The organism is Anaerocolumna sp. MB42-C2, from assembly GCF_030913705.1.
In the GTDB taxonomy this organism is placed as follows: Bacteria; Bacillota; Clostridia; order Lachnospirales; family Lachnospiraceae; genus Anaerocolumna.
This window is the reverse complement of record NZ_CP133190.1, coordinates 4,337,295-4,360,629: the sequence shown is the minus strand read 5'-3', so window position 1 is coordinate 4,360,629 and position 23,335 is coordinate 4,337,295. Positions and strand designations below refer to the sequence as shown.

General features: G+C 37.7%; 17 protein-coding genes and 1 pseudogene. All 18 read right to left on the bottom strand.

Annotated elements, in window-relative coordinates:
- Positions 1 to 346 precede the first annotated feature (346 nt).
- Positions 347 to 1,789, bottom strand: a complete 1,443-nt coding sequence (gene purF, locus RBU59_RS19465) for an amidophosphoribosyltransferase (RefSeq protein ID WP_308144140.1) — start codon at positions 1,787 to 1,789, stop codon at positions 347 to 349.
- A gap of 325 nt (positions 1,790 to 2,114) precedes the next feature.
- Positions 2,115 to 2,825 (bottom strand): phosphoribosylaminoimidazolesuccinocarboxamide synthase, encoded by a 711-nt coding sequence (gene purC / locus RBU59_RS19460; RefSeq protein WP_308144139.1) that lies wholly within the window; start codon positions 2,823 to 2,825, stop codon positions 2,115 to 2,117.
- 318 nt (positions 2,826 to 3,143) lie between these two features.
- Positions 3,144 to 4,121 carry a methyl-accepting chemotaxis protein gene (locus tag RBU59_RS19455; protein ID WP_308144138.1) on the bottom strand — a complete coding sequence of 326 codons (978 nt, stop codon included), beginning with the start codon at positions 4,119 to 4,121 and terminating at the stop codon, positions 3,144 to 3,146.
- A 14-nt stretch (positions 4,122 to 4,135) separates the two neighbouring features.
- Positions 4,136 to 5,236, bottom strand: coding sequence for an FIST signal transduction protein (locus tag RBU59_RS19450; RefSeq protein WP_308144137.1), 1,101 nt, complete (start codon positions 5,234 to 5,236; stop codon positions 4,136 to 4,138).
- 342 nt (positions 5,237 to 5,578) lie between these two features.
- Positions 5,579 to 6,457: an Hsp33 family molecular chaperone HslO gene (gene hslO, locus RBU59_RS19445; protein WP_308144136.1), complete on the bottom strand. Its 879-nt coding sequence runs from the start codon at positions 6,455 to 6,457 to the stop codon at positions 5,579 to 5,581.
- 180 nt (positions 6,458 to 6,637) lie between these two features.
- Complete coding sequence (locus RBU59_RS19440; RefSeq protein WP_308144135.1) at positions 6,638 to 7,588, bottom strand: class I SAM-dependent DNA methyltransferase; 951 nt, start codon at positions 7,586 to 7,588, stop codon at positions 6,638 to 6,640.
- A gap of 3 nt (positions 7,589 to 7,591) precedes the next feature.
- Positions 7,592 to 8,392, bottom strand: a complete 801-nt coding sequence (gene hisA / locus RBU59_RS19435; RefSeq protein ID WP_308144134.1) for a phosphoribosylformimino-5-aminoimidazole carboxamide ribotide isomerase — start codon at positions 8,390 to 8,392, stop codon at positions 7,592 to 7,594.
- A gap of 161 nt (positions 8,393 to 8,553) precedes the next feature.
- Positions 8,554 to 9,903 (bottom strand): FAD-dependent oxidoreductase, encoded by a 1,350-nt coding sequence (locus tag RBU59_RS19430; RefSeq protein WP_308144133.1) that lies wholly within the window; start codon positions 9,901 to 9,903, stop codon positions 8,554 to 8,556.
- Positions 9,900 to 12,320, bottom strand: coding sequence for a hypothetical protein (locus tag RBU59_RS19425; protein ID WP_308144132.1), 2,421 nt, complete (start codon positions 12,318 to 12,320; stop codon positions 9,900 to 9,902). Before RBU59_RS19425 ends, RBU59_RS19430 begins: the two co-directional genes overlap by 4 nt.
- Before the next feature lie 72 nt (positions 12,321 to 12,392).
- Positions 12,393 to 14,285, bottom strand: a complete 1,893-nt coding sequence (locus tag RBU59_RS19420; RefSeq protein WP_308144131.1) for a sigma 54-interacting transcriptional regulator — start codon at positions 14,283 to 14,285, stop codon at positions 12,393 to 12,395.
- Positions 14,286 to 14,419: 134 nt separating this feature from the next.
- Positions 14,420 to 15,385: a mannonate dehydratase gene (locus RBU59_RS19415; protein WP_308144130.1), complete on the bottom strand. Its 966-nt coding sequence runs from the start codon at positions 15,383 to 15,385 to the stop codon at positions 14,420 to 14,422.
- Between the two features lie 189 nt (positions 15,386 to 15,574).
- Positions 15,575 to 17,194: an ABC transporter substrate-binding protein gene (locus RBU59_RS19410; protein ID WP_308144129.1), complete on the bottom strand. Its 1,620-nt coding sequence runs from the start codon at positions 17,192 to 17,194 to the stop codon at positions 15,575 to 15,577.
- Between the two features lie 91 nt (positions 17,195 to 17,285).
- Entirely contained in the window at positions 17,286 to 18,269 is a 984-nt protein-coding gene (locus RBU59_RS28820) for an ABC transporter ATP-binding protein (RefSeq protein WP_442871716.1), read from the bottom strand.
- A gap of 72 nt (positions 18,270 to 18,341) precedes the next feature.
- Positions 18,342 to 19,313 (bottom strand): annotated as a pseudogene (locus RBU59_RS28815) (ABC transporter ATP-binding protein); the annotation flags it as partial.
- A gap of 20 nt (positions 19,314 to 19,333) precedes the next feature.
- Positions 19,334 to 20,218 (bottom strand): ABC transporter permease, encoded by an 885-nt coding sequence (locus RBU59_RS19400; RefSeq protein ID WP_308144127.1) that lies wholly within the window; start codon positions 20,216 to 20,218, stop codon positions 19,334 to 19,336.
- An 11-nt stretch (positions 20,219 to 20,229) separates the two neighbouring features.
- Positions 20,230 to 21,174, bottom strand: a complete 945-nt coding sequence (locus tag RBU59_RS19395) for an ABC transporter permease (RefSeq protein ID WP_308144126.1) — start codon at positions 21,172 to 21,174, stop codon at positions 20,230 to 20,232.
- A 102-nt stretch (positions 21,175 to 21,276) separates the two neighbouring features.
- Positions 21,277 to 22,167 (bottom strand): dihydrodipicolinate synthase family protein, encoded by an 891-nt coding sequence (locus RBU59_RS19390; RefSeq protein ID WP_308144125.1) that lies wholly within the window; start codon positions 22,165 to 22,167, stop codon positions 21,277 to 21,279.
- Between the two features lie 4 nt (positions 22,168 to 22,171).
- Positions 22,172 to 23,062 (bottom strand): 2-hydroxy-3-oxopropionate reductase, encoded by an 891-nt coding sequence (gene garR, locus RBU59_RS19385; RefSeq protein ID WP_330698366.1) that lies wholly within the window; start codon positions 23,060 to 23,062, stop codon positions 22,172 to 22,174.
- Positions 23,063 to 23,335: the final 273 nt, after the last annotated feature.

Below are 23,335 nucleotides of genomic sequence, written 5' to 3'. Positions count from 1 at the left end.
CCTCCTGCTTTTCCTCGTGTTCCTGTTCAATATCAAATCGTTGTAATCTTTATGATTGATTATATATATTGTTATTCTCTTTTATCTTAAATAAAATATCTGAAATGAAATATTAGAATCCCCAAAATAATATTTTGATACTGAACAAAACTGGACATATCTATATACATATTTTATTCTACCAGTATAGACCATTCAAGCTCAGTAAACAAGCAGTTATTTATTCCGGATTTCTTTTATTTATCTTTCTTATTTTCTATCAAACCCTCTGATTATTTGGAATTTTAGGTTTATACTATTTTTCCCATTATTCTCAAACAGGTACTTGTTATCAATTTGTCCCTGATTATTTCTCATATTCCCCGCGGATATCGTCTTTCGGAGGTTCAATCGGATAATTACCGCTAAAGCATGCATCACAGTAACCGGTATCACCCTCAATTAGTTCACTTAAACGGTCTACGGACAGATAACCAAGGGAATCGGCTCCAATCATATCCCGAATCTGTTCCACCGTATTATTATGAGCAATTAATTGATCGTCAGAGGGAACATCGGTTCCAAAATAACAAGGATATAAAAACGGTGGTGAACTGATTCGAACGTGTACTTCGGTTGCACCGGCATTTTTTAACATTTTAACAATTCTCTCGCAGGTTGTTCCACGAACAATGGAATCATCAATCATAATAACACGTTTTCCTTTCACAACATCCTTTAAAACATTTAGCTTAATACGGACGCTGGATTCCCGCATGGATTGTTTTGGTTTTATGAAAGTCCTGCCGACATAACTGTTTTTCACAAATGCGGTAGCATACTGGATACCGGATTCAAAGGAATAACCCATAGCCGCAGCATTACCAGAATCAGGAACACCTACAACAAGATCCGCTTCTACCGGATGGGTCTGGGCTAAGATTCTGCCTGCCATAATTCTCGAATTATATACGCTTACCGTATCCAGACAGCTGTCCGGTCTTGCAAAATAAATATATTCAAATATACATTTGGAGATTTTAGGCTGAGCCATGGACATATCGGAATGGATTCCGTCCTCATTAATCATAACAACTTCGCCCGGTAAAACATCACGGACAAATTCCACATCCACTGCATCCAACGCAGAGCTTTCGGAAGCCAATACATAGGTATTATCCCTTTTGCCGATACATAACGGGCGAAAACCAAAAGGATCACGGGCTCCGATTAATTTTCTGGGGCTCATGATTACCAAAGAATACGCACCTTTTAATTTTAACATGGCTTTTCCGACTGCTTCCTCTACACTGCCGGTCTTTAAACGTTCCCTGGCTATCAGGTAAGCAATTACTTCCGAGTCAATAGTAGTCTGGAAAATAGCTCCGGTATAAGCTAACTCATCTTTTAATTCCAAGGCATTGATTAAATTGCCATTGTGGGCAAGACCTAATGTTCCTTTTACATAATTTAAAACCAGAGGCTGGGTATTTTCCCTGTTACTGGCTCCTGCAGTTGAATAACGTACGTGCCCTACGCCAATATTTCCTTCTAAATCCTCTAAACTCTCCGGAGTAAAAACTTCATTTACCAAACCCATACCTTTACAAGATTTCACACTTCCTTTAGGACCATTGGTATCACTTACTGCTATACCACAACTTTCCTGGCCTCTGTGCTGCAGTGCAAATAAACCGTAATAAATGGAAGAAGCCACATCTTTGCCGTCTAAATCATAAATACCAAAAACACCGCATTCTTCATGTATTTCATCTGAAATATAGTTATCTACATTATTACTATTATTCATCGTTAATTCCTTTCTATTAATACTTCCTTAAGGTAATTGTGATACTCACATATTGTATCTATATGCCATGCAATTAATACAATTTCAGAGCCAAATCTGTCTCAAAGGGCAACTGAAGCTAGAAACAAGTATCACTTGTATGGTATATTCAAAAAACTGCATAGTGTCGCAATTGCCTAAATACTTCCTTAATTAGAATTGTCACTCTAATAGTTAAAAATGTATCAATTACCTTATATGGTTGAAAAATGGACAATAAGTTATACTATTGTCCATTTCCTGTAAATCGAAACCGTCTGATCTGGACAGGCGGTGTAATTTATTATTATTTAGCTAGACCAAGACGTTTTAATACTTCCTGATAAGCATCTTCAACATTACCCATATCTCTTCTGAAGCGGTCTTTGTCTAATTTTTCATGTGTTTTGATATCCCAGAGTCTGCAGGTATCCGGAGAGATTTCATCTGCTAATATAACTTCTCCTTTATATCTGCCGAATTCAATTTTAAAATCTATTAATTCGATTCCGCATTCTGCAAAATATTTGCAAAGTACTTCATTTACCTTAAAAGTAAGTTCCGAGATACGGTCAATTTCTTCTCTGGTAGCTGCACCAATGGCAATGGCATAATAATCGTTAATCATCGGATCGCCTAAGTCATCATCTTTATAACTGAATTCTAAAGTCGGGCATAATAATTTAATGCCTTCCTCCATGCCAAGTTTTTTCGCAAAACTTCCTGCTGAAACATTACGGACAATTACTTCCAGAGGAACAATTTCAACTTTCTTTACTGCGGTTTCCCTGTCACTTAATTCTTCAATAAAGTGTGTGGGTACGCCTTCTTTCTCAAGCAACTGGAATATGTGGTTGGACATTCGGTTATTAATTACACCTTTTCCTACGATGGTTCCCTTTTTTAAGCCGTTAAAAGCTGTTGCATCATCCTTATAATCAACAATATATATGTCTTCATTATCTGTTTTGAATACCTTTTTGGCTTTTCCTTCATAAAGCATGTCTAATTTTTTCATGTTTGGCTCCTATCTGCGTGTATGTCACGCCACATTCATTCACTTTGATTACTTTGCTTGAAAAAGTAAATCAAATATTGTTACTTTGAAGTAGTGTAACTTGTCTGTAACTTACACTTCTATTATAGCGAACCTGGAAAGTTTGGCAATATGTTTTTATCAGATAATGGGGAATAACCATTATTTTCTCCTAATCTTTTTAATAAGTGTTGCTTATAAATCACCTTTTTGTATTATTAATACCTATAAATAACCGGTTTTCTGGCTTATAAAAAAATTCGCAGCAGGACTTATTTTTAGCTAAGATAAGGGGAATTTCTATATTTTTTTATTGTTACGATTTTTTAATGAATCTTTAACCATATTCTCCAGTTGTTGCAGGAAGTCAACGATCTCACATATAATTATGGATTTCTTGCTCATCTTTATATTTAAATCCGAAAGCTTATCACCAAAAGTATGAACAAGGTCCGATATGGAATTGACGCCTTTAGCAGCACCGTTAATTTCCTTACTGGTATTTTCAATACCAGAAATAATCTGTTTACTGAAGTCTTTAACCTCATCCGTACATTCTGTTACCTGTGTAAAGTTCTCCTGTACATTTTTGGCTGATTGCAGATTATCAAGAATAGCTGCTTTGGAAATCTCGATTTCCTCCCTTAAAACATCAATACTTTGATGCAGCATCTTAACACTTTCATCAATCCCTTTAACCATATTGGTTGTAGACGCAGACAATTCCCTGATTCGGTCGGCAACTACAGAAAACCCCCTGCCTGCTTCTCCGGCTCTGGCAGCTTCAATGGAAGCATTTAATGCCAGCAGATTGGTACTGGTAGCAATTCCGGTAATACCTTTCGACATTTCCTGTATGTTACCAAAATCCTTTTCTAAAGTTACAAAGGCTTCCGTTATGGAATTTAGTTTACCGCAGGTTCCCTCAATCTGATTTGCTAATTTATCCATTTTATTGTCAGCTTCTTTTACCGCCTGGTCGGAACGAATCATAATACCGCCGATTTGATTGGCATATTCACTGAATGCGTTAAAATCCCGGTTTAAATGATCAATCATTTCATTAATATGGCTGATCTCTGAAAAAGTGTTATTGATATAACCAAAACTTTGGGATACGGATGCTTCTTCATCCATAAATTCTTCCACTTTATTTTCTATATGTAAAATACCGTAATTAATATATTTATCAAAATTAAAATCTTCCTGCACAGACAGCTCTTTCTGCTCCATATCAGCTATCGGCACCATACCATTATTTTTCCTAAATAATTTCATCCTGATACCTCCTGCTATTCAAATACTGCTATAACCATAGTCTGGTTAAAATGCTGCTGGTTTAACTGTTCCCCATATCCGGCAAATCCGATATAATTTCCAAGGGTATTACCCATCTGTTTAGCGAAGTCATTTAAATAACCGTCTTTTTCAAATAAAATGGAGCGTGCCAGACAATTTACCATGATTGCAAGGGAAGGTTTTGGTACTTCTGCTTTTATCTGCTTTGTTGTCCTGCCTATTACTTCTTTATAATCATCCGGTTCCAATAAAACCATTTTTGAATTATTGTAAACCCTGGCATGATAAGCCATACCGTTTTGATTCGTCACCATTTGATTGGCGGTAATATACATATCACTTCCGATAATCCTGCCTAAGGGATAACTGTCCAGATACTTGTCCAGATGGGATACATCCGTATTTAATGCCTTTGCCATAACTTCTGCCGCAGGCTTATAATCATATTCATAAACTATACGTTTCCTTACATCCACTTTGGTTGAGGTAAAATAATGTTCCGTCGGCTTATAGATATTTTCCCTGTAAAACTTGATTCCGCCCCGGAGATTTTTAATTATTACAAAAGCACAGGCTTTGTCCAGCACAACTCCGTTAAAGGAAATCATTGTCTTCTCCGCCGTACCCCTGTCTCCTGCCGAACCGCCGAATAACGGGATCTTTTTCTCCATAAGTACTGAATTCAGGGTAGATAATATTAACTCTTCACTGCTTATTAAAGCTGTGGAAAACTCCAGACATACCGTATTGGCATAGTTACTGAATTTATTTACACAAGTTTCTACCCTGTCTACGTATTTCAACGGATACTTATCCACTTCTTCCAGAACATCTCCATAACACTCTATTCCCTCTTCAATTCCCAGTACCATAAGAGTCTCTTTATAAGCTCCCTCCTTGCAAAACCCAGCAAAAGTAGTAGCTCCCATAATAATACTATCCGGAAAAGTAAGTTTCATCTCCCTGGTATATTCTTCAAACCCATCCACTCCGGAAAAGAATAATACTAATTTAGGATTATTTAAACCCGCTGCCGCTTCCGATACAGCCTGTTTGGAATCCCTTATTGAGCTTTTTCCTATTTTGTAATCCATACATTCACCTTTGTACAATATACCTTTCTTGAATTGATATTAATACTATAAATAAACAAAAAAAGAGTATTTCCGATCTAACCGGAAACGCTCCCCTGATTTATATACTATAAAACCACCTTTGCTGCTTCTGTAATAGTTTAAAAGAATGACTGTTATCTATTACATCGTTACAATTTTAACATGGTCTGGAAGTATTTACAAGTAAAATTACTGTAAAATATTTATCAAATAAATTCATATTAGTACTAACTTTAATGTAAAAAGGCTGCATTAAATAAATGGCAGCCTTGGATTTTCTGGTCTTTGTGTAGTAATTTGACACCAAAACCGGATAAATGATTATTTGCTTTTCTGAAGAATCGTCTCCAGTTCATTTATTGAAAAATGATATTTTGTGTTACAAAAATGACAGTTTACCTCAATAGGTTCATTATCATTAATCATTTCCTGGATGTCTTCTTTACCAATACTAATAATCGCTTTTTCTACTCGTTCCTTGGAACAGTTGCAGGTAAAAGCTGTCGGCATGGTATCCAGTATTTCCAGGTTAAATTCTCCTAAAACATGTTCCAGAATCAGCTCCGGTGTTAATTCGTCATCTAACAGCTTCGTAATAGATGAAATCTCACTGATCTTCTTCTCCAGTTTATTAATAATTTCATCTTCAGCAAAGGGCATAAGCTGTATAATAAAACCACCGGATCTTTTAACCGTATTGTCTCTATTCATTAAAACTCCCAGCGCAACGGAGGAGGGTATCTGTTCTGAAGTTGCATAATAATAAGTAATGTCTTCTGCAATTTCTCCCGTAACCAGCTCAGTCTGTCCTACGTATGGATCTTTTAGCCCCATATCCTTAATCACGCTAAGGACACCGGCGCCCAAAGCACCTCCCACATCTAATTTACCGATTGGGCTTGGAGGCAGCATAACCGTCGGGTCATAAACATAACCTTTTACATTGGCATTTGCATCCGCCGTTACGGTCAAGCCCTGAATAGGCCCATTGCATTTAATTTGCAGAGTAAGAAGGTCATTTGACCCTTTCATCATACTGCCCATCATAGCTCCTGCTGTTAATAATCTTCCCAATGCTGCTGTTGCAACCGGACTTGTATTATGAACGCTTCTTGCATACTCGGCTAAATCTCTGGTAGTTGCCGCAAACGCACGTATCTGGTTATTTGCCGCAGTTGCTCTTACTATATAATCAGACATATTAAAACTCCTTTCACTCTTCACTGATATATAGGTATTTGCGAAACATGGTGACTTAATCTATATACCATATAATTCATACAATTTCAGAGCTGAATCTTGCCCAAAGGCAACTGAAGCTATGAAATTCGTATGAATTTGTATATGGTATATTCAAAAAGTAAATTGTTTCGCAACTACCTATTCACTGATATATTTCTTATTTTCCTGATATTTTTCTCTTGCTATAAAATAAACACGCTCACTCTTATCAGTGGGTTTATTTTTTGTAAATGCATCATAAACCGTAATGAATTCCAAACCTGCCTGGTTTATTAACTCTATTACTTTATCAATAGAATAGGCTTTCTGGTAATGGGTTTCCTGAAAACGCTCAAATAGCCGGGCAGTATCATAATCCTCTTCTTCCGCTTCTTCATCATCCTCTATGAATGGATTGTACTCATATTTAACGAATATGGTCATATTGTATTCATTGATTTTATTTTCTTCATGGTAATAATTTTCCCATATAAAACTACAATTATCCCGGTTCTCTGCTATGATATTATCAGCAAGAATAGTTTTATATTTATACTCTGTATTCATATCAAATATAAAAATACCGCCTGGGTCCAGATAATTATTCACCAACCTGAAAACCTTTAACAAATCCTCTTCCGAAGTGATATAATTCATACTGTCACATATACTCACCACGGCGCAGACTGTTCCATATAATTCAAATTCCCGCATATCCTGCTGTAAATACAGGATAGGATTTTTACCCGACTGGTATGATTCCAATTCATAGCCAGAACCGGCGGAGTCTATGTTCCACTGTTCCTGATTTTTTTCAGTATCTACATCAACAGAATTTATATAATCTGTATCTGTATCTGTATCTGCATTATATTCTTTCTCTCTTGCAATTTCCAGCATTTCATCAGAGAGATCAACACCTATCATGTCATATCCTTTACCGGAAAGGCGCCTTGTAATATTACCTGTACCGCAGCCAAGCTCCAACACCAGCCCGTCTTTCACACCCTGTTCCGATAACAGGCTAGTCAGATAATCTACCCATTCATCATAAGGTACATTGTCCATAAATATATCATATACCTGTGCAAATCCGCTGTATGCCTGCATTATTCACTCACTTTCCGGGAGCTGCTTATCCTGTCCTAAACCGCTCACAACTTCAGAATATTTTATAGAACCGCCAAATAAGTCCAATGCACTTCCTATGGTAACATCCAGCTTGTCCTTACCTAATTCCTTTAGTAACTTTAAATCATAAAAACTGCCTACTCCTCCCGCATAAGTAATGGGAATTTTACTCCATTCTCCAAGAAGTCTTACTAATTCTTTTTCAATCCCTGAAGCTTTGCCTTCCACATCCACCGCATGAACTAAAAACTCATCACAAAATTCGGATAAGACATCCAGAGTATCCTGATTCACGACAACATCGGTAAACTTCTGCCAACGGTCTGTTACTATATAATATTCTCCGTTTCTTTTCCTGCAGCTTAAATCCAGGACCAGTTTCTCCTTACCGACTGTACTCACCAGTTTATTTAAATTATCATAATTTATCTTCCCGTCTTTAAATACATAAGAGGTTACGATCACATGGGATGCTCCATCTTCTAAAAAAGATACGGCATTTTCCTCCGTAATTCCTCCTCCGATCTGCATTCCTCCCGGGAATTCCTTTAATGCCTTTTTTGCCTGGGTGCAATCCTCTATATAATAATCCGTCCCTTTAGGATTCAGTAAAATAATATGACCGCCTGTTAAATGATCTTTTTTATAAAGAGCTGCATAAAAACCCGCATCCTGTTCTGAAACGAAATTTTCTACCGCTTTGCTGTTTTGATCGGATAAACTTCCTCCAACGATCTGTTTTACTTTTCCGTTATGGATATCGATACATGGTCTGAATTTCATACCTTTTTCCTGCCTTATGCCAAAATTAGGATTATATCTTAACATACTTAAACTAGATGTGCAAGGTCCACGGTTTTATATATACAACAGACAGCTGCCGTTAACAGGTAAGATCCTGATTTACGGCAGCTGCCTTGATTAAGTTATCCTATGATTAAAGCCTATAATACGACATCCTGTTGGATTAATACTTCCTGCAGTTCTTTTACATTTAACTCAGATATTTTGCTGCTCTTTCTTATGCATAAGGCAGCCGCAGTCCCTGCTGCCTGACCAAGGGCAAATGCACTGGGTGTCACTCTTATTGCAGCCTGAGCTTCAAAAGATGCAGATACACATCTGCCTGTAACAAGCAGGTTATTTATTTCCTTACAATATAAAATTTCAAAAGGCAATTCATAAAAAGTATCTGTATCTGATAAAAAGGCACTTTCGGTACCTACTCCGTTTGGATTATGGATATCAATAGGATAAGCACTTTTACATATCTTAGAAGGAAATGACTTGCAGGAAATAATGTCTTCTGCCGTTAAGGTATAAACACCGGCTAATTGTCTGGAACTTCTGGCACCGATTTTGGGGCCGGTAAATTCTAAAACTGCTTTTGCAAACCCCGGAATCTCACACCGTAAAAATAAATCCAGTTCATAACACTGTTTACGCCCCAGTTTTTCTGCCATACTTAAGTCATTGGCTTTTGTAGGATCCAATCCTATAATTCTGGTTGTATTAACAATTACTTCACCAGGTACGTCAGTTTCAAATAATAACAGTTCCTCTCGGGGAAAAGACAATTCCCCTCTATCTATTGCTGCTTTCATTTCTTTGGCAAATCCGGCCATACAAAAAGGTTTCTTAGAATGAATCAGCTCTTCCTTACCTTTTAATCTTGGAAATTCCTCTATATGTTCTACCAGATACATTTTTAATTCTGAGATATCCACATTACAGTATTTTACATTCATAGTCATTGGCTGCATCTTATGATCACCCTCACGGCCTTTTGTCATAGGTGCACCGGACATAGCAGCCAAATCACCGTCTCCGGTTGCATCAATAAAGATATCTGCCTGAATGGTTGATAATCCCTCACAATTACATACAGTTACCATGGTGATATTACTATCCTCACTTTTCGCCTCAGCCACAGAAGTATGAAAAAGAACCGTTACCCCGGTCTCTTCCATCATCTCATCCAGCACCAGCTTGAGTTTTTCACTGGAAAAAGGAGTAAGAAAACTCACATATTTCGTTGTATCCTCTACATGTCCGGAACTGCCGTTTATTGCTTTCAATCGGCTTACTATTTCTTCCCCTATTCCTTTAATAACCTGGTTATCTCCGGAAAAAAAAGTCATCATAGGGCCAACACCGCACAAAGTTAGACTTCCCCCCAGATAACCGCTTTCTTCGATTAATATGGTTTTAGCACCATTTCTTGCAGAAGCAATTGCTGCTGCGCACCCGGATACTCCTCCTCCTGCTATACATACCTCTGTAGTCTGATTCATATACCTAACTCCCATCTGTTTAATTCTCTTTTATCATAGCTTACCGCGTAAGCATTTAATTCTTTCTCTATACCAAATTTAACAAAATTCCAGCTGTCTGTACAGGTTTTTTTGGGGAAACGGGTCGGGTCTGCAAAATTTTTAATTCCTTTATATTGAGCCGGTGATATAATCTTGTAATCTCCTCCCATATACTGATGAGGTCCATAGGTGTTGTATGTACTGGGATAACACGTTAATTCCATCTCATGTGTCCCCGGCTTAATTTCAAACGGTACACTCCAATCACTTCCGTGAATATATGCATGCCGGTCATCAATCCTGATCTTTAGCATATCGGCAAAAACTCCTGCAAATTTTAAACTGTTTGACATAAGTAGTTCCGCATTGGTAAATTCTTTTGATATTGTAATTTCAGTACCGATAAACGGAAAGCCGCTTTCAATGAAATTACTGCAATTCACCTTTTCAATCTTGCCGGAAAGGTAAAACGGACCTTTTGTAATAACTTCTCTTTTTCCTTTATTACTATAGTTATCAGTGCTGAATACAAGAAATTGTCCTCTTATATAAATAAAAGGTTCTTTCTCCGGTGAACAGGATACGTCAATCTTGATATTCCATAAAGGTGTCCTTACTAATTTATCCGGAATCGGATATATGAATCCATCTTTATCTGTCTTCTTTTCTAATTTGTATCCATTAAAGATTATATCATCTGCCAAATCGCTGCTGTAAAGATAGATATTTTTCAATTCCATTTCATTTTGAATCCTTATGCAACATTCATAAACCAGATTTTGATTCGTATTAAAGGGAAGAAGCAATTGATTTTCTCCGCTGTTTATATATTTCCATGGTGTCTGGGAAAGGGAAAGTTTTTTTGATTTGCGGACTTCTTCCTGCCGGTAATCCCTCTGTCTTAAACTTTCGCGTGCCATAAGAAAACCGTTTTCTTTTATCACTTTTATAATATCTTCGTTTTCCCAAAGGCACCCGTTTGATAATATTACCTTTTCATAGGTTGTATGTCCGATCTGAACTCCATCTGAAGTTATATTAGCATGTTCTTCAAGTATTTTTTCCTCTGTAACATCAAAACGTATTCTAAGATTACTGCATTGTTCCACAAAATCCATAAATTCATTCGATATCCTTCCGCCGGTACTATTCGGTACATTACTTCCATCGTGGATATTAACTGTTTTGGAATCTCCGGGACGAAAACCACCCATAACACCTCTTGTAGGTGCTACCAATAAAAATATAGGTTTTTTCTCTTCTTCTTTTCCGAATTCTTTTTCCCACTGCCTGATTTCCTGAATTACGCTGGTTAAACCATGTTTCCAGGTCATATGTAAAGGCAGTGACGGAGGCCAGTCCCTGATTGCCTCCCCTTTTAACTGAAACTGCTGTAGATGCAGGACAAATGTTTTAATGCCGCACTGTACCAGCCAACTTATATAATTTATGAAATCTTCCGGACTTAATCCCCATCCGCTGCCACCAATTGCTTCACACAGACTTTCGCCGGAATGAAACTGTTTTGCAACAGAACTTGCAATTCTGGGATAATAGGCATTTCCTGAATATCTTTCCAAAGCATCTACTGCCGGTACTGATACATTTTTTAAAATCTGATAACAGGAACTGCTGAAAGATACTTGAAAATATGGATTTTCTTCTCCTTTTACATGAGCCGTATATTTCTTTTTGTACCTGCTGCACCATTCATTAATCGGCCGGTAAAAGCTATCTACCAAAAGTTCGTTTAATGTCTCCCAATATTGGTACCTTACCTTTTGGCATTCTTCTCCGTCTTCAAATAACAGGTGAAGAGAATCTAATAAACTTTCCTTATATTTTTTCTCATAAAGGGGGGCTATCTCTTCACACCAAGGTACACCACCTAAAGTTAAGGAAGCACCAAAACCATCTAAATAACCCACTTCATCACTAAAAAAGCCTTCCACATAATCGAAGGCTTCTGCTTTTAACCCTTTCCGATATCTTTCAAAAGTTTCCTCTAAAAATATTTTCCCGGCTGCTGGATCTAACGAACTAATTGCATCTTTAGATTGAACTTTGATTCCTTCCTCCGTTTTCATTAAATAATAACATTTCGCTTCAGGATATCTTTTATTAACCAGACCGCCGGCTCTTCCTGACGGCCATCCATTTTCATCATAAAGCCAAAATTTTATATTTAATAATTTTGCATATAGAATTATTTCGGATAGGATGTTCATGTATTCTAAACTTAAATATTCCGGGTTCCCGGGATAATTTCTGGGCTGAAAAACCACACCGTCTAACCCAAGTTCCTTTAGCTGCAAAAGCTGAAGTTTCATTTTATCAAGGTTTAGGTTGTCATTAATAGCCCAGAAACTCAAAAATTTTAATTTTTCCTTTAACATCCTGCCTCTCCCCATTTCACATTTCCTAATTATGATTTGAGTGACTTTTTATATCCAAATCATTATTATCTATTAATTGTATTTATTTTCAATTCCGTATTTTTTAATATAACGCCATAAAGTGGTTGTACTTATATGCAATTCTTCCGCCGCTTTTATGCGGTTTCCACCATGTTTCTCCAATGCTTTAATAATAGGAAGTGCTCTGGGGTCCTGCAAACCCTCCAGTAAGATATAATCCTCTTTTTTCTTCCTATTGGCATACATCTGATTTAAAAGTTTTCGAATCACCTGTTCATCTAATTTTCTTTGATTGGTAGTTAAAATTAGACGTTCGCAAAAACTTTCCAACTGGATCAGATTACCGCCCCAATTGAAATTTCTTATGGTTTTTTTGCCTTCTTCTGTTAAGACATAAAACCTGGAATACCAGCTCATATATTCTTTTATATAATGCATTGCATAAAGTTCAATATCTTCCTTACGCTCGGATAGGGGCGGAATATACAGATATAATCCGGAAAGGCAATAAAATAAATCCTGACGGAACATATTTTCACTCATCTTAGCACCTAAATCTTCGTTACCGGAGACAATTAACCGGACATCTAACATGGTTATTTTTTCAGCACCTTCTTTTACCAATGCCTTATTTCTAATCGCCTGATATAAAAGCACCTGGTTATGAAGACTTAACTCTTCTATCTCCTGTACAAATACGGTTCCGCGATAACCGGTTACCAAAGCCCCTGGATGGTCTTTATCCGTTCCGAACAGCATTTTAGATTGTTCTTCTTCGGAGAGGCCTCCGCAGTTTACGGTAATAAAAGGACCGCTCTTCCTAATACTGTTATTATGGATACAGGCAGCCAATTTATCTTTTTCCGTACCGGTTTCTCCTGTTATTAAAACAGGGTTATTGGATTGGGAAAATACTTTTGCCAATCCAATCACTTCTTCCATTTGGGGAGAATGATACATTAAGTCTTCAAACCTTGTTTTTGCCACATAACCTTTTAAGTACATTTCCTGGAGTTTATCGTTTTCAATTCTCGTTATACCTGACAACCTGTGGCAGTATAGAATTGCACCATCTACGGTGTCATTTACTTTTATGGGAACTAGAGTAATAGAAAGATTCTGATTATTCTGCTGAATCAAAGTGGAATAGTCTTCCCGTTTACCCAAAAGCACATTCCTTATTTTTTCGCGGTCCGTATCAGGAAGTATATCCCAGACAAAAGACTGCATAACCGTGTTTTTTTTAATCCCCAGCATTTCTTCCATAACCGGGTTGATCATTATAATCTGCCCCTCCAGATCTATCTTTACAATGCCATTAAAAGAATATTCCGTAAGAACTTCTATATTAGCATTGTTTCTTTTCTCTACTTCCTGGGCATATTTCATCTGTATGGCTGTTTCAATAGCCACCTGAATGGAATCTTCCGTTGAACTTAAGAACATACAGGGAATCTGAGACATTTCTGCTTCAAGGCATGCCATATCTCCGCCGATAATCATATCCGGTTTTGCTTCCACGGCCCGGCGTATAACCTGGTGAAAGTCTCTCTCCCTCTCAGCCAGAAAAAATAACAGTTCAACATCAAAAATCTGTCCAAAATACGTCATGTCGCAAAACATATTTTTTATACCCACAATACCGATTCTGGGATTCGGTTTTTTTACCCTTTTTTTTGCTTCTACAATTAACAAAGCTATTTCCTGGCCTGTTAATGTAATTTCAACTACCGGGATCTGGGTGAAGTTTTTAATTAACTGTGCGTGGATACCACGGGAAATAATAATACTTGCTCCATTTGATACAACACGGTAGGCTTCATTAACTACTTCCGATGATTGTACATAAGTCACTTCATCTATTTCATAATCCCTTTTTTCCAATAAGTGTTTTACATCCAGTAACATTTTTTCCTGGGGTACAAAAATTACGATTCCTGACATGTTACTTCCTCCTAATTAATATTGCCGGGTTATTCTAAACTTATTTACCTGATTGCGGCAGCATACCGTTGTATTTGCAACAGCTTATTTATAGCTAATTTAAGTATTATATCAATTATTCAGAAGATTCGCCATTATTTTGACATTTCAGATTTTACGCTGTTTAATAACCCTTTCATATAACCAAAGGAATAAGCAAATGCAGAATATTTACCGCCGCAGCTTTCCACAAAATCAGGAACATGATCTACATGAATGGTTCCGTCATAATTACAGGTTACCAACTGTTTCATTACTTTATACATATCCATATAACCATCCTCTAATAAAGTTTCTTCAAAATACGGGATGGTGTCACTGACATTTCTGAAATGTACTGCAAAAACCTTTTTACGTTCTACAAATTCTTTTATATCCGATAGCAGATCACCGAATGCCGGTCCGCCCTCCAGCCAGCAGCCACAGCAGAGTTTCATACCTAAATAAGGACTGTCACCTGCCAAATCAAAGGCTTTTCGGTAACAATCGCTGTTATGAATCAGATTATGGATTCCTACTAAGGAAGGTACCGGAGGATCATTGGGGTGTAAGGCTATTTTTACATTTATTTCTTCACATACAGGTAATACGCAATCTATAAAATACTTAAAATTACTCCAGATTTCTTCTTCTGTAAATTCCCTGCCGTGGGTAAAACCGCGTTTCTCTAACTCATGGATATCAACAATTCTTCTGGGAGCCATTCTGGTATATTCACCGATATCAAATTTTGTTGTAAGAACATTATTGGGTTCCCAGGTCATGTAACCAACCGGAATACCGGCTTTTCCTAAAATCCGCATAAAGGAAATATAACGTTCGATGTGATAATCCCGGTCCTGTAATCCCAGATGAATGGATGGATTTTTATAATTATTCGTATTACCTGCATCCGTAATCGTAAGTCCGAATTTATCGGTACGTTCTTTTAACCGCATAACCGAATCATAATCGATATGATTATCTTTAAATATAACATATACATGATCAATTCCCATTTGTTTGATAAATTTTAACTGATCATCCGAATAATCTGAATTAATTCCATATTGTACTTTCATTCTGCTCTTTCCTTTTCTATTTATACTTGGAATATAGGGCTGCTGCAAAATACCAATTTATTATCCCTGCCAAGTAATATTTCCTATTACAATAGTTACCGGCAAGAAATAACGCTGATTTATTTTGCACCAACCCATATATCATGGCAATTAAAGTGTTATTTTGTAACAGTCTTTATAAAGTATACCTTAGTTACCTATCTTATAAGCTGCTTCAGGAGTCCACTGGGAAGCAGATACCTGGAAAAAGTTTGTATCGTAAACATTTGACTGTACAAAATTGTTGTTATAGATGATGGAAACCGGGAACAATAAACAATAATCCTGAACCAGCATCTTAGCCGCTTTCTGAAGCAATACTTTCTTTTCATCAATAGTTTTAGCTTCTCTTGCTCCAAAAAGTGCTTCTTCATAATCTTTTGGATAATCGATGATACCTAAATTCTTGATACCTTCTGAGGAATATAAACGAATATAATTGTTGGTAAAATCCATCTGGCTGCTGCCGTTACCCATGATAAGTCCTTCTATGTTATCTGCCTGCTGTTTAGCCGACATTTCAGATGAATCCATTACATTAATATTAGCGGTAATTCCAATCTCCTGCAGACACGCCTGCATAGCAACTGCAATATCCTGATTCTTTTCAATTGTATTGATCACTGTTTCAAATCCATTCGGATAACCTGCTTCTGCTAACATTTTTTTCGCCTGTTCCGGATTATATTCATAGAATTCAGCTTCTGTATTATAAGCCCAGGAATCTTCCGTTGCAAATAAAGGTGATGCCACACCGTATCCGCCGGAAAGTGCTTTTGCAATATTCTCCCAGTCAATACTGTGCATAACTGCCTGGCGGACTTTTAAATCCCCAAAAGGTTTTTCCTTATCTTTGCTGTTAAATAATACATATTTTAAATTTGCGAGATTTGCATTTTTTTGTGCGATATTGCTGTAACCCTGTTGTGTTAACGTATCGGTTACCACAGGATCATAAGTAGTAATCGTATCAATTTCACCGTTTTGGAAAGCAGATACCTGTGTATTAGGATCCGGGATAATTACAAACTCTACAGAATCCAAATAAGGTTGTCCTTCCAGACGATATTCATCATTTCTTACATATTTTAATGAACTGTCCTGTGTATAAGAATCAAATTTAAATGGGCCGGTTCCGACAACATGGGTTTTGCACCATTCTTCTCCGTTTTTATCATATGCTTCTTTGGAAACAATACGGACACCACCAATTACGGTATCCCAGTTATTAGCCCAGGTATCAAAATGAATCACTACCGTTAAATCATCTGTTGCTTCTACGGTTACCGGATTACAAAGCTCAGCAGCTTTTCCGTTTTCTATAAATTTATCAAAATTCCATTTTACAGCTTCCGCATTACATAAAGATCCATCTTGGAATTTAACACCTTCTCTTAATTTGATCGTATAAGTAAGGATATCCGGATCAGTAATTAATTCCTTAGCAAGCCAGGGTGTTACCGTACCGTCAGCATTTAATCTGCCAAGTTCTTCCGCTGCCGGTGATACATAATAAGGAACTCCTGTATCCGGTGCCTGAGGCGGGAATAATGTAGTAGGGCCTTCCACTGCTGCGATTTTTAAATCTCCGCCGTATTTACCATCCCCATTTTTTGATTTTGCATTATCTTTCGATGAATCTCCTGCGGCTGCCTCTTTCGATGCTGTCTCAGTTGTTGCCTGTTTGTCAGTTTTATTGCTGCCGCAGCCGCTTAAAAGTCCCCCAACCAGTGCAATAGACATTAATAAAGCTAAAAATTTTTTTCTCATTTTACACTTCTCCTTTTTGAATTATTATTGTACTTTATATTGATATAAGAGAGGCTGCATTAAATCATTGGCAACCCTCCAAATCGTACTGTCATTTATTATATAAGAAACACGCTGCCTGATGGTTTCCATGTATGGTTTTAAGTTCAGGAACTTCTGCTTTACATTTTTCCATAACATGAGGACAACGGTTATGAAAAGGACATCCCTTAGGACGGTTTCTTATACTTGGAACCTCACCTTTGATTTCAATCCTGCTTCTTTGTGCTTCCACATCCGGATCTGCAACCGGAACTGCGGATAATAATGCTTTCGTATAAGGATGTAAGGTATTTTCATATAAGTCCAGGCAGTCTGCAATCTCAACGATTCTGCCAAGGTACATAACCAAAATCCGGTCGCTGATATGTTTCACCACTGCCAGATCATGGGCAATAAAAAGATAGGAAATACCCAGATTAGCCTGAAGTTCTTCTAACAAATTAATAATTTGTGCCTGAATGGATACGTCCAGGGCAGAGATCGGCTCATCACATATAATTAAGGATGGATTTGAAGAAATCGCTCTTGCTATACCGATTCTCTGTCTCTGTCCGCCGGAAAATTCATGGGCAACCCTGTCTTTTAATGCGGGGTCAAGACCTACAATGCGAAATAATTCATCTACTCGTGTTTCATATTCCGCCCGGTTTTTCACAAGTTTGTGTACCAGAAGAGATTCACCCACAACAGAACCTGCCGTCTGCCTTGGATCCAGGGAAGAGAACGGATCCTGGAAGATCATTGACATCTTGGGCCGGAATGGCTTTAATTTTTTATCCGGATATACAGCTATGTCTTCACCGTTAAAGAAAATCTGGCCTCCGTCCGGTTTATACATTCTCATAATACTTCTTGCAAGAGTTGTTTTACCGCATCCGCTTTCTCCTACAATTCCCAGTGTCTCACCTTTTCTCAGCTGGAATGTCACATCTTCGATTGCTTTAATATCACCGACTTTTTTATGTAATACCCCTTCATAGATTGCAAAATATTTCTTTACCTCTTTTACATCCAGACATAATTCTTCCCGAATCTTTTTAACGGGAGCGGTATGAATTTCTTTATTTAAAATCTCTATTTCTTTTTTGGCCAGCTCTTCCTCACTGAGGCAGCAGGAGGAAAAATGATCCGGCTCCACCTCTGTCAGCTGTGGTTTACCTTTTTCTAAACATTTATCCATTCGGTATTCACATCGATCATAAAAGGGACAATATACCGGTCTGGTAGCCGGATTGGGAGGTAATCCGTCTATGGGAATCAGTACGCGGTCCTTTGGATCATTTAACCTTGGTATTGCCCTTAACAGGCTTCTTGTATAGGGATGCTTCGGATTTTTAAAAGTCCTTACGGTATCCGTGGTCTCAACAACACTGCCGGAATACATAACATAAATTCTTTCTGCATAACGCGCCACAATACCTAAATTATGCGTTACTATTACTACTGCGGTATTGGTTTTTTTGGCAACGTCGCGGATCATCTCCAGAAGCTGGCCTTGTGTAGTTACATCTAATGCTGTGGTTGCTTCATCTGCTATTAAAACATCCGGCTTGGATGACATCGCCATAGCAATCATAATTCTTTGGCGCATTCCTCCTGAAAACTGCTGGGGATAGTAATTAAATCTGTCCTCCGCATCCGGGATATTCACCATTTTCAGCATTTCAACCGCTCTTTTTTTCGCTTCTTCCTTATCTAACTTAAGATGAAGCATTATATTTTCCTGAATCTGATAACCGATGGTAAGTACCGGATTAAGGGAAGTCATAGGTTCCTGGAATATCATGCTGATTTTACCGCCTCTGATTTCCCGCATATGGGAGCCTCCGGCGGAATACTTTAAGAAATCTCCCTTAACACCCTCCATGTATACTTCGCCGCCTGTCACTCTGCCCGGAGAGGAGACAAGCTGAAGCATACTTAACATGGTAACTGATTTACCGCTGCCGGATTCTCCTACAATGCCGATTATTTCACCCCGCTTTAAAAACATGGATACACCGTCAACCGCACGTACATCTTTTCCATCCATACGAAAACAGGTCTGAATATTTTTCAATTCCAAAAGATTTTCCATTTTAACACCATCTTTTTCCATTATAATTCTCCTCTAAGTCTGGGGTCTAAGGCATCTCGAATACCGTCACCAAACATATTTAAGCAAATAACCAGCAATGCTACGCAAATACCTGGTGCCAGGGAAATAACCGGATTATCCAGAAGATAATTTCTGCCTTCACTGACCATAGTTCCCCAGGAGGCAGTGGGAGCGCTGATACCCAGTCCCAAAAAGCTAAGTCCGGCTTCTGACAAAATAGTTCCGCCAACCTGCTGAGTCATAAGGACTATGATCGGAGAAATACTATTGGGCAATAAGTGTTTAAACATAATCCCCAGATTGCTGACACCCTGAAGTTTACTTGCCATTATGTAGTCTGACTCTTTTACTGAATAAACCTGCCCTCTCATCATACGGATATAAGCAGCCACATTAGAAATACCAAGTATAATTGCAATATTACGGATTCCGCCTCCAAAGACGGCGGTTAAAGCCATAGCGAGAATAATTGGCGGAATTGCACGGATCGCTTCTGTCAACCTGGTTATAATGTCGTCAATGATACCGCCAAAATAACCTGCCACCATACCAAGGACCGAACCAATGGCACAGGCAATGATAACAGCTAAGAACCCTATAATCAAAGAAACCCTTGTTCCGTATATAATTCTTGACAGTACATCTCTTCCATGCATATCGGCTCCGAGCAGATGCTTTAAGGATGGGTCGGCTAAAGATGCGGCAAAATCCACTTTATTGGGATCAAAAGGAGCAAAAATAGGTGCTCCGATGGCAAGCAGAGTAAAAAATACTACCCCCACTGCTCCAAATACAACTACTTTGCGTTTAAATAATAGACGGATAAATTTATTTAATTTACTCATTTTTCTATTTTCGTTCCTGTTTTTCTCTTTTCTTTCCATCTGATCACCGCCTATTCGAATTTAATTCTAGGGTCTACAACTGCATATAAGATATCTGTTAATAAATTAACCAGACAGGCAATCGATGCCGTTACAAGTACACAGGCTTGTACTACCGGTATATCTCTGGATGTAATTGCTTTAACAAACAGAGAACCCATACCGGGAATGGCAAATACCGTTTCCATAAACATGGAACCGCCGATTAATAAACCCAGTCTCATACCAAAAAGAGTAATAACAGGAATCAATGCATTTTTTAGAGCATGTATAAATATAATCTTTTTCTCCTTAAGACCTTTGGACCTTGCAGTACGGATGTAATCCTGACGGATCACCTCTAACATACTGGAGCGGGTCTGTCTGGCTATGGAAGAAATACCGCCGATTGCAAGACAAAACAACGGCATTATAGTAGATGCTATGCTTTTTCCAAAGTCCTCCCAGGGCCATACAAAACCAAAGGATGGAAACCAGGCTAACTTCATTGCAAATACATACATTAATAAAATACCGATCCAGAATTGCGGCAGACATGCCGTAATATTGGCAATCAGGGTCACTATGGTATCAATTGGCTTACCTCTGTAAACAGCACTTAAAACACCTAATAAAACCCCTACTGGTATACTGATAAAAAACGATAAAAATGTAAAATACAAAGTTACCGGCATACGTTCTGCCAATAATGCCATTGTCGGCATATGAAACTGTGTGGATTGTCCGAAATCCCCGGTAAGCGCATTACCAAGCCAGGTAAAATACCGAAAAATAACCGGTTGATCCAGATGCAGCTCCATATAAACTTTATTGTACATTTCCGGTGAAACTTCATCACCAAGCATTGCATATACCGGATCTCCCGGAATAAACGATATAAGCATAAATATAAAAATTGATATGAGGAATAAGATCAGAACCATCTGAGCAATTCGCTTAATCACATATCTTCCCATGAAACTTTCTCCCTTCTTTCCCTTTATAAAATGTTAAGCAGGCAGAGCGGATATTCACAATACTCTACGCTGCACTAAGAAGCGTGGGGCATACTTGTAAGGTTAGATTAAATTCAGGATTTTTAATTGGTCTTTTAACTTTTGTTTTTCTTCCGGTTTAAGTTCCTGAATCGGATCTAAACATTTCCCTACGTCAAATCCCTGTAAAACAAGTCCTTCTTTAATGACTGCCGGAAAAGTTCCCATATTACATAATATTCTGAGAGGAGCAAGATCATATTGTGCTTCCAGGGCTCCCACTAAGTCTCCTTCTGTATATTTGTTGTATATGCTTGCAGTTAATTTGGGAGCTATGTTGGCACAGGACGCAATTGCACCTACCGCACCGTAACATAATCCCGCATAAATAAGAGTATCTCTTCCAACCAAAACGCCAAAATTCTCTTTGTCTCTGGTTAGACGAATATATTCTTCCGTATTGGTCATATCACCTGTACTGTCCTTAACACCAACAATATTATCAATATCAGCTAATCTTGCAATGGTTTCAGGCGTTACATTAATATTGGTTTTTGGTGTGTTATTATAAATAATAATTGGTAGATCAGTACTTTCTGCTATGGATTTATAATATTGATATAATTCATCCTGTGTCTGGGATATAAACATGGGTGTTAATACGGATACCGCATCTACTTTTGCTTCCTTTGCCACTTTCAGATATTCAATCACACCTCTTGTGGTAATGTGGTTAGCACCTGCATAAACAGGAACCCTTCCTCCGGTCTCTTCCACTACGGTAAATAAAATTCTTTTCATTTCATCTTCCGTAAAAGCATAAAACTCTCCCGTAGTTCCCAGTGGAAATAAGCCGTGAACCCCTTCCTCAATAAATTTATTTACCAGCTGTCTTAATACTTTCTCGTTTATCTTACCCTCTTTTGTTGTCGGGGTAATAATAGGAGGAATTATTCCATAGGGTCTGAATGCCATCGTTTTACTCCTTCTTTTTTTCAATTTTTACATCTGCTATTTTTTCATAATATTTCAATAAACTGCTGTGATCTTCTTTCTCGTATCCATCCGCTTTTAATGATTGCATAAACTCCATAACTTCTGCAGTTAACGGAAGTGGTGCATTCACCATATGGGATGCATTTAATGCATTGTTTAAGTCTTTTATATGTAACTCAATTCGAAATCCGGGTTTAAAATTACGTTCCAGCATCATGGGAACCTTGGCATCCATAACTGTAGAGCCTGCTAAACCTCCGCGGATCGCCTGATAAACCAGTTCCGGATCTGCCCCTGCTTTTACCGCTAAAGTTAATGCTTCTGAAACGGCTGCAATATTTAATGCAACGATGATCTGATTTGCTAATTTTGTTATATTACCGGAGCCGAGTTCACCCACGTATACAACAGAACCTGCCATAGCTTTTAACAGATCATAATATTTATCAAAACTTTCTTTTTTGCCTCCAACCATAACGGAAATCGTTCCGTCAATCGCTTTTGGTTCTCCTCCGCTTACCGGAGCATCCATAAGTTCGATACCTCTTTTTTCTAATTCCGTACCGATGGATCTTGATTCCATGGGATCAATAGAACTCATATCTATAATTATCGTTCCCGGTTTTGCTGTCTCCGCTATCCCGTTTTCTCCTAAAACTGCTGTTCTTACATGAGGAGAATTCGGCAGCATTGTAATGATTACATCACAGTTTTCTGCTAACTTTGCACCGCTTTCTGCAGCTTTCGCTCCACAGGTTACGATCTCTTTAACTGCTTCACTGTTGAAATCAAAAACCGTCAGATCATAACCGGCTTTCAATAAATTCTTACTCATTGGTTTACCCATGATTCCTAATCCAATAAATCCTACCAATTTTTTCACCCTTTCAATTTAATCCTTTGTTTATTTCTTAACGCTTTCACAGTATAACATGTGGAAATTGCCATATCAATCGCTATTAGCGCTATTATTTTTTGTGTATTTTGTGCATTAGGTTATAAATTTCAATTCTTGAAAAACACTTTTCGGTTTTTTCATGTATATGTTTCATTTTTGAAATATTAGTTTCGTATAATTACACCGTATAGTAGAATTGACAAAATATTTTTTAATAAAACTTTGACGTTATTTATGGATTTTTTGTTT

Coding starts and splice junctions, on each gene's coding strand:
- purF (WP_308144140.1), bottom strand. CDS start 1,789: ATGAATAATAGTAATAATGTAGATAACTATATTTCAGATGAAATACAT.
- purC (WP_308144139.1), bottom strand. CDS start 2,825: ATGAAAAAATTAGACATGCTTTATGAAGGAAAAGCCAAAAAGGTATTC.
- RBU59_RS19455 (WP_308144138.1), bottom strand. CDS start 4,121: ATGAAATTATTTAGGAAAAATAATGGTATGGTGCCGATAGCTGATATG.
- RBU59_RS19450 (WP_308144137.1), bottom strand. CDS start 5,236: ATGGATTACAAAATAGGAAAAAGCTCAATAAGGGATTCCAAACAGGCT.
- hslO (WP_308144136.1), bottom strand. CDS start 6,457: ATGTCTGATTATATAGTAAGAGCAACTGCGGCAAATAACCAGATACGT.
- RBU59_RS19440 (WP_308144135.1), bottom strand. CDS start 7,588: ATGCAGGCATACAGCGGATTTGCACAGGTATATGATATATTTATGGAC.
- hisA (WP_308144134.1), bottom strand. CDS start 8,392: ATGAAATTCAGACCATGTATCGATATCCATAACGGAAAAGTAAAACAG.
- RBU59_RS19430 (WP_308144133.1), bottom strand. CDS start 9,903: ATGAATCAGACTACAGAGGTATGTATAGCAGGAGGAGGAGTATCCGGG.
- RBU59_RS19425 (WP_308144132.1), bottom strand. CDS start 12,320: ATGTTAAAGGAAAAATTAAAATTTTTGAGTTTCTGGGCTATTAATGAC.
- RBU59_RS19420 (WP_308144131.1), bottom strand. CDS start 14,285: ATGTCAGGAATCGTAATTTTTGTACCCCAGGAAAAAATGTTACTGGAT.
- RBU59_RS19415 (WP_308144130.1), bottom strand. CDS start 15,385: ATGAAAGTACAATATGGAATTAATTCAGATTATTCGGATGATCAGTTA.
- RBU59_RS19410 (WP_308144129.1), bottom strand. CDS start 17,194: ATGAGAAAAAAATTTTTAGCTTTATTAATGTCTATTGCACTGGTTGGG.
- RBU59_RS19400 (WP_308144127.1), bottom strand. CDS start 20,218: ATGGAAAGAAAAGAGAAAAACAGGAACGAAAATAGAAAAATGAGTAAA.
- RBU59_RS19395 (WP_308144126.1), bottom strand. CDS start 21,174: ATGGGAAGATATGTGATTAAGCGAATTGCTCAGATGGTTCTGATCTTA.
- RBU59_RS19390 (WP_308144125.1), bottom strand. CDS start 22,167: ATGGCATTCAGACCCTATGGAATAATTCCTCCTATTATTACCCCGACA.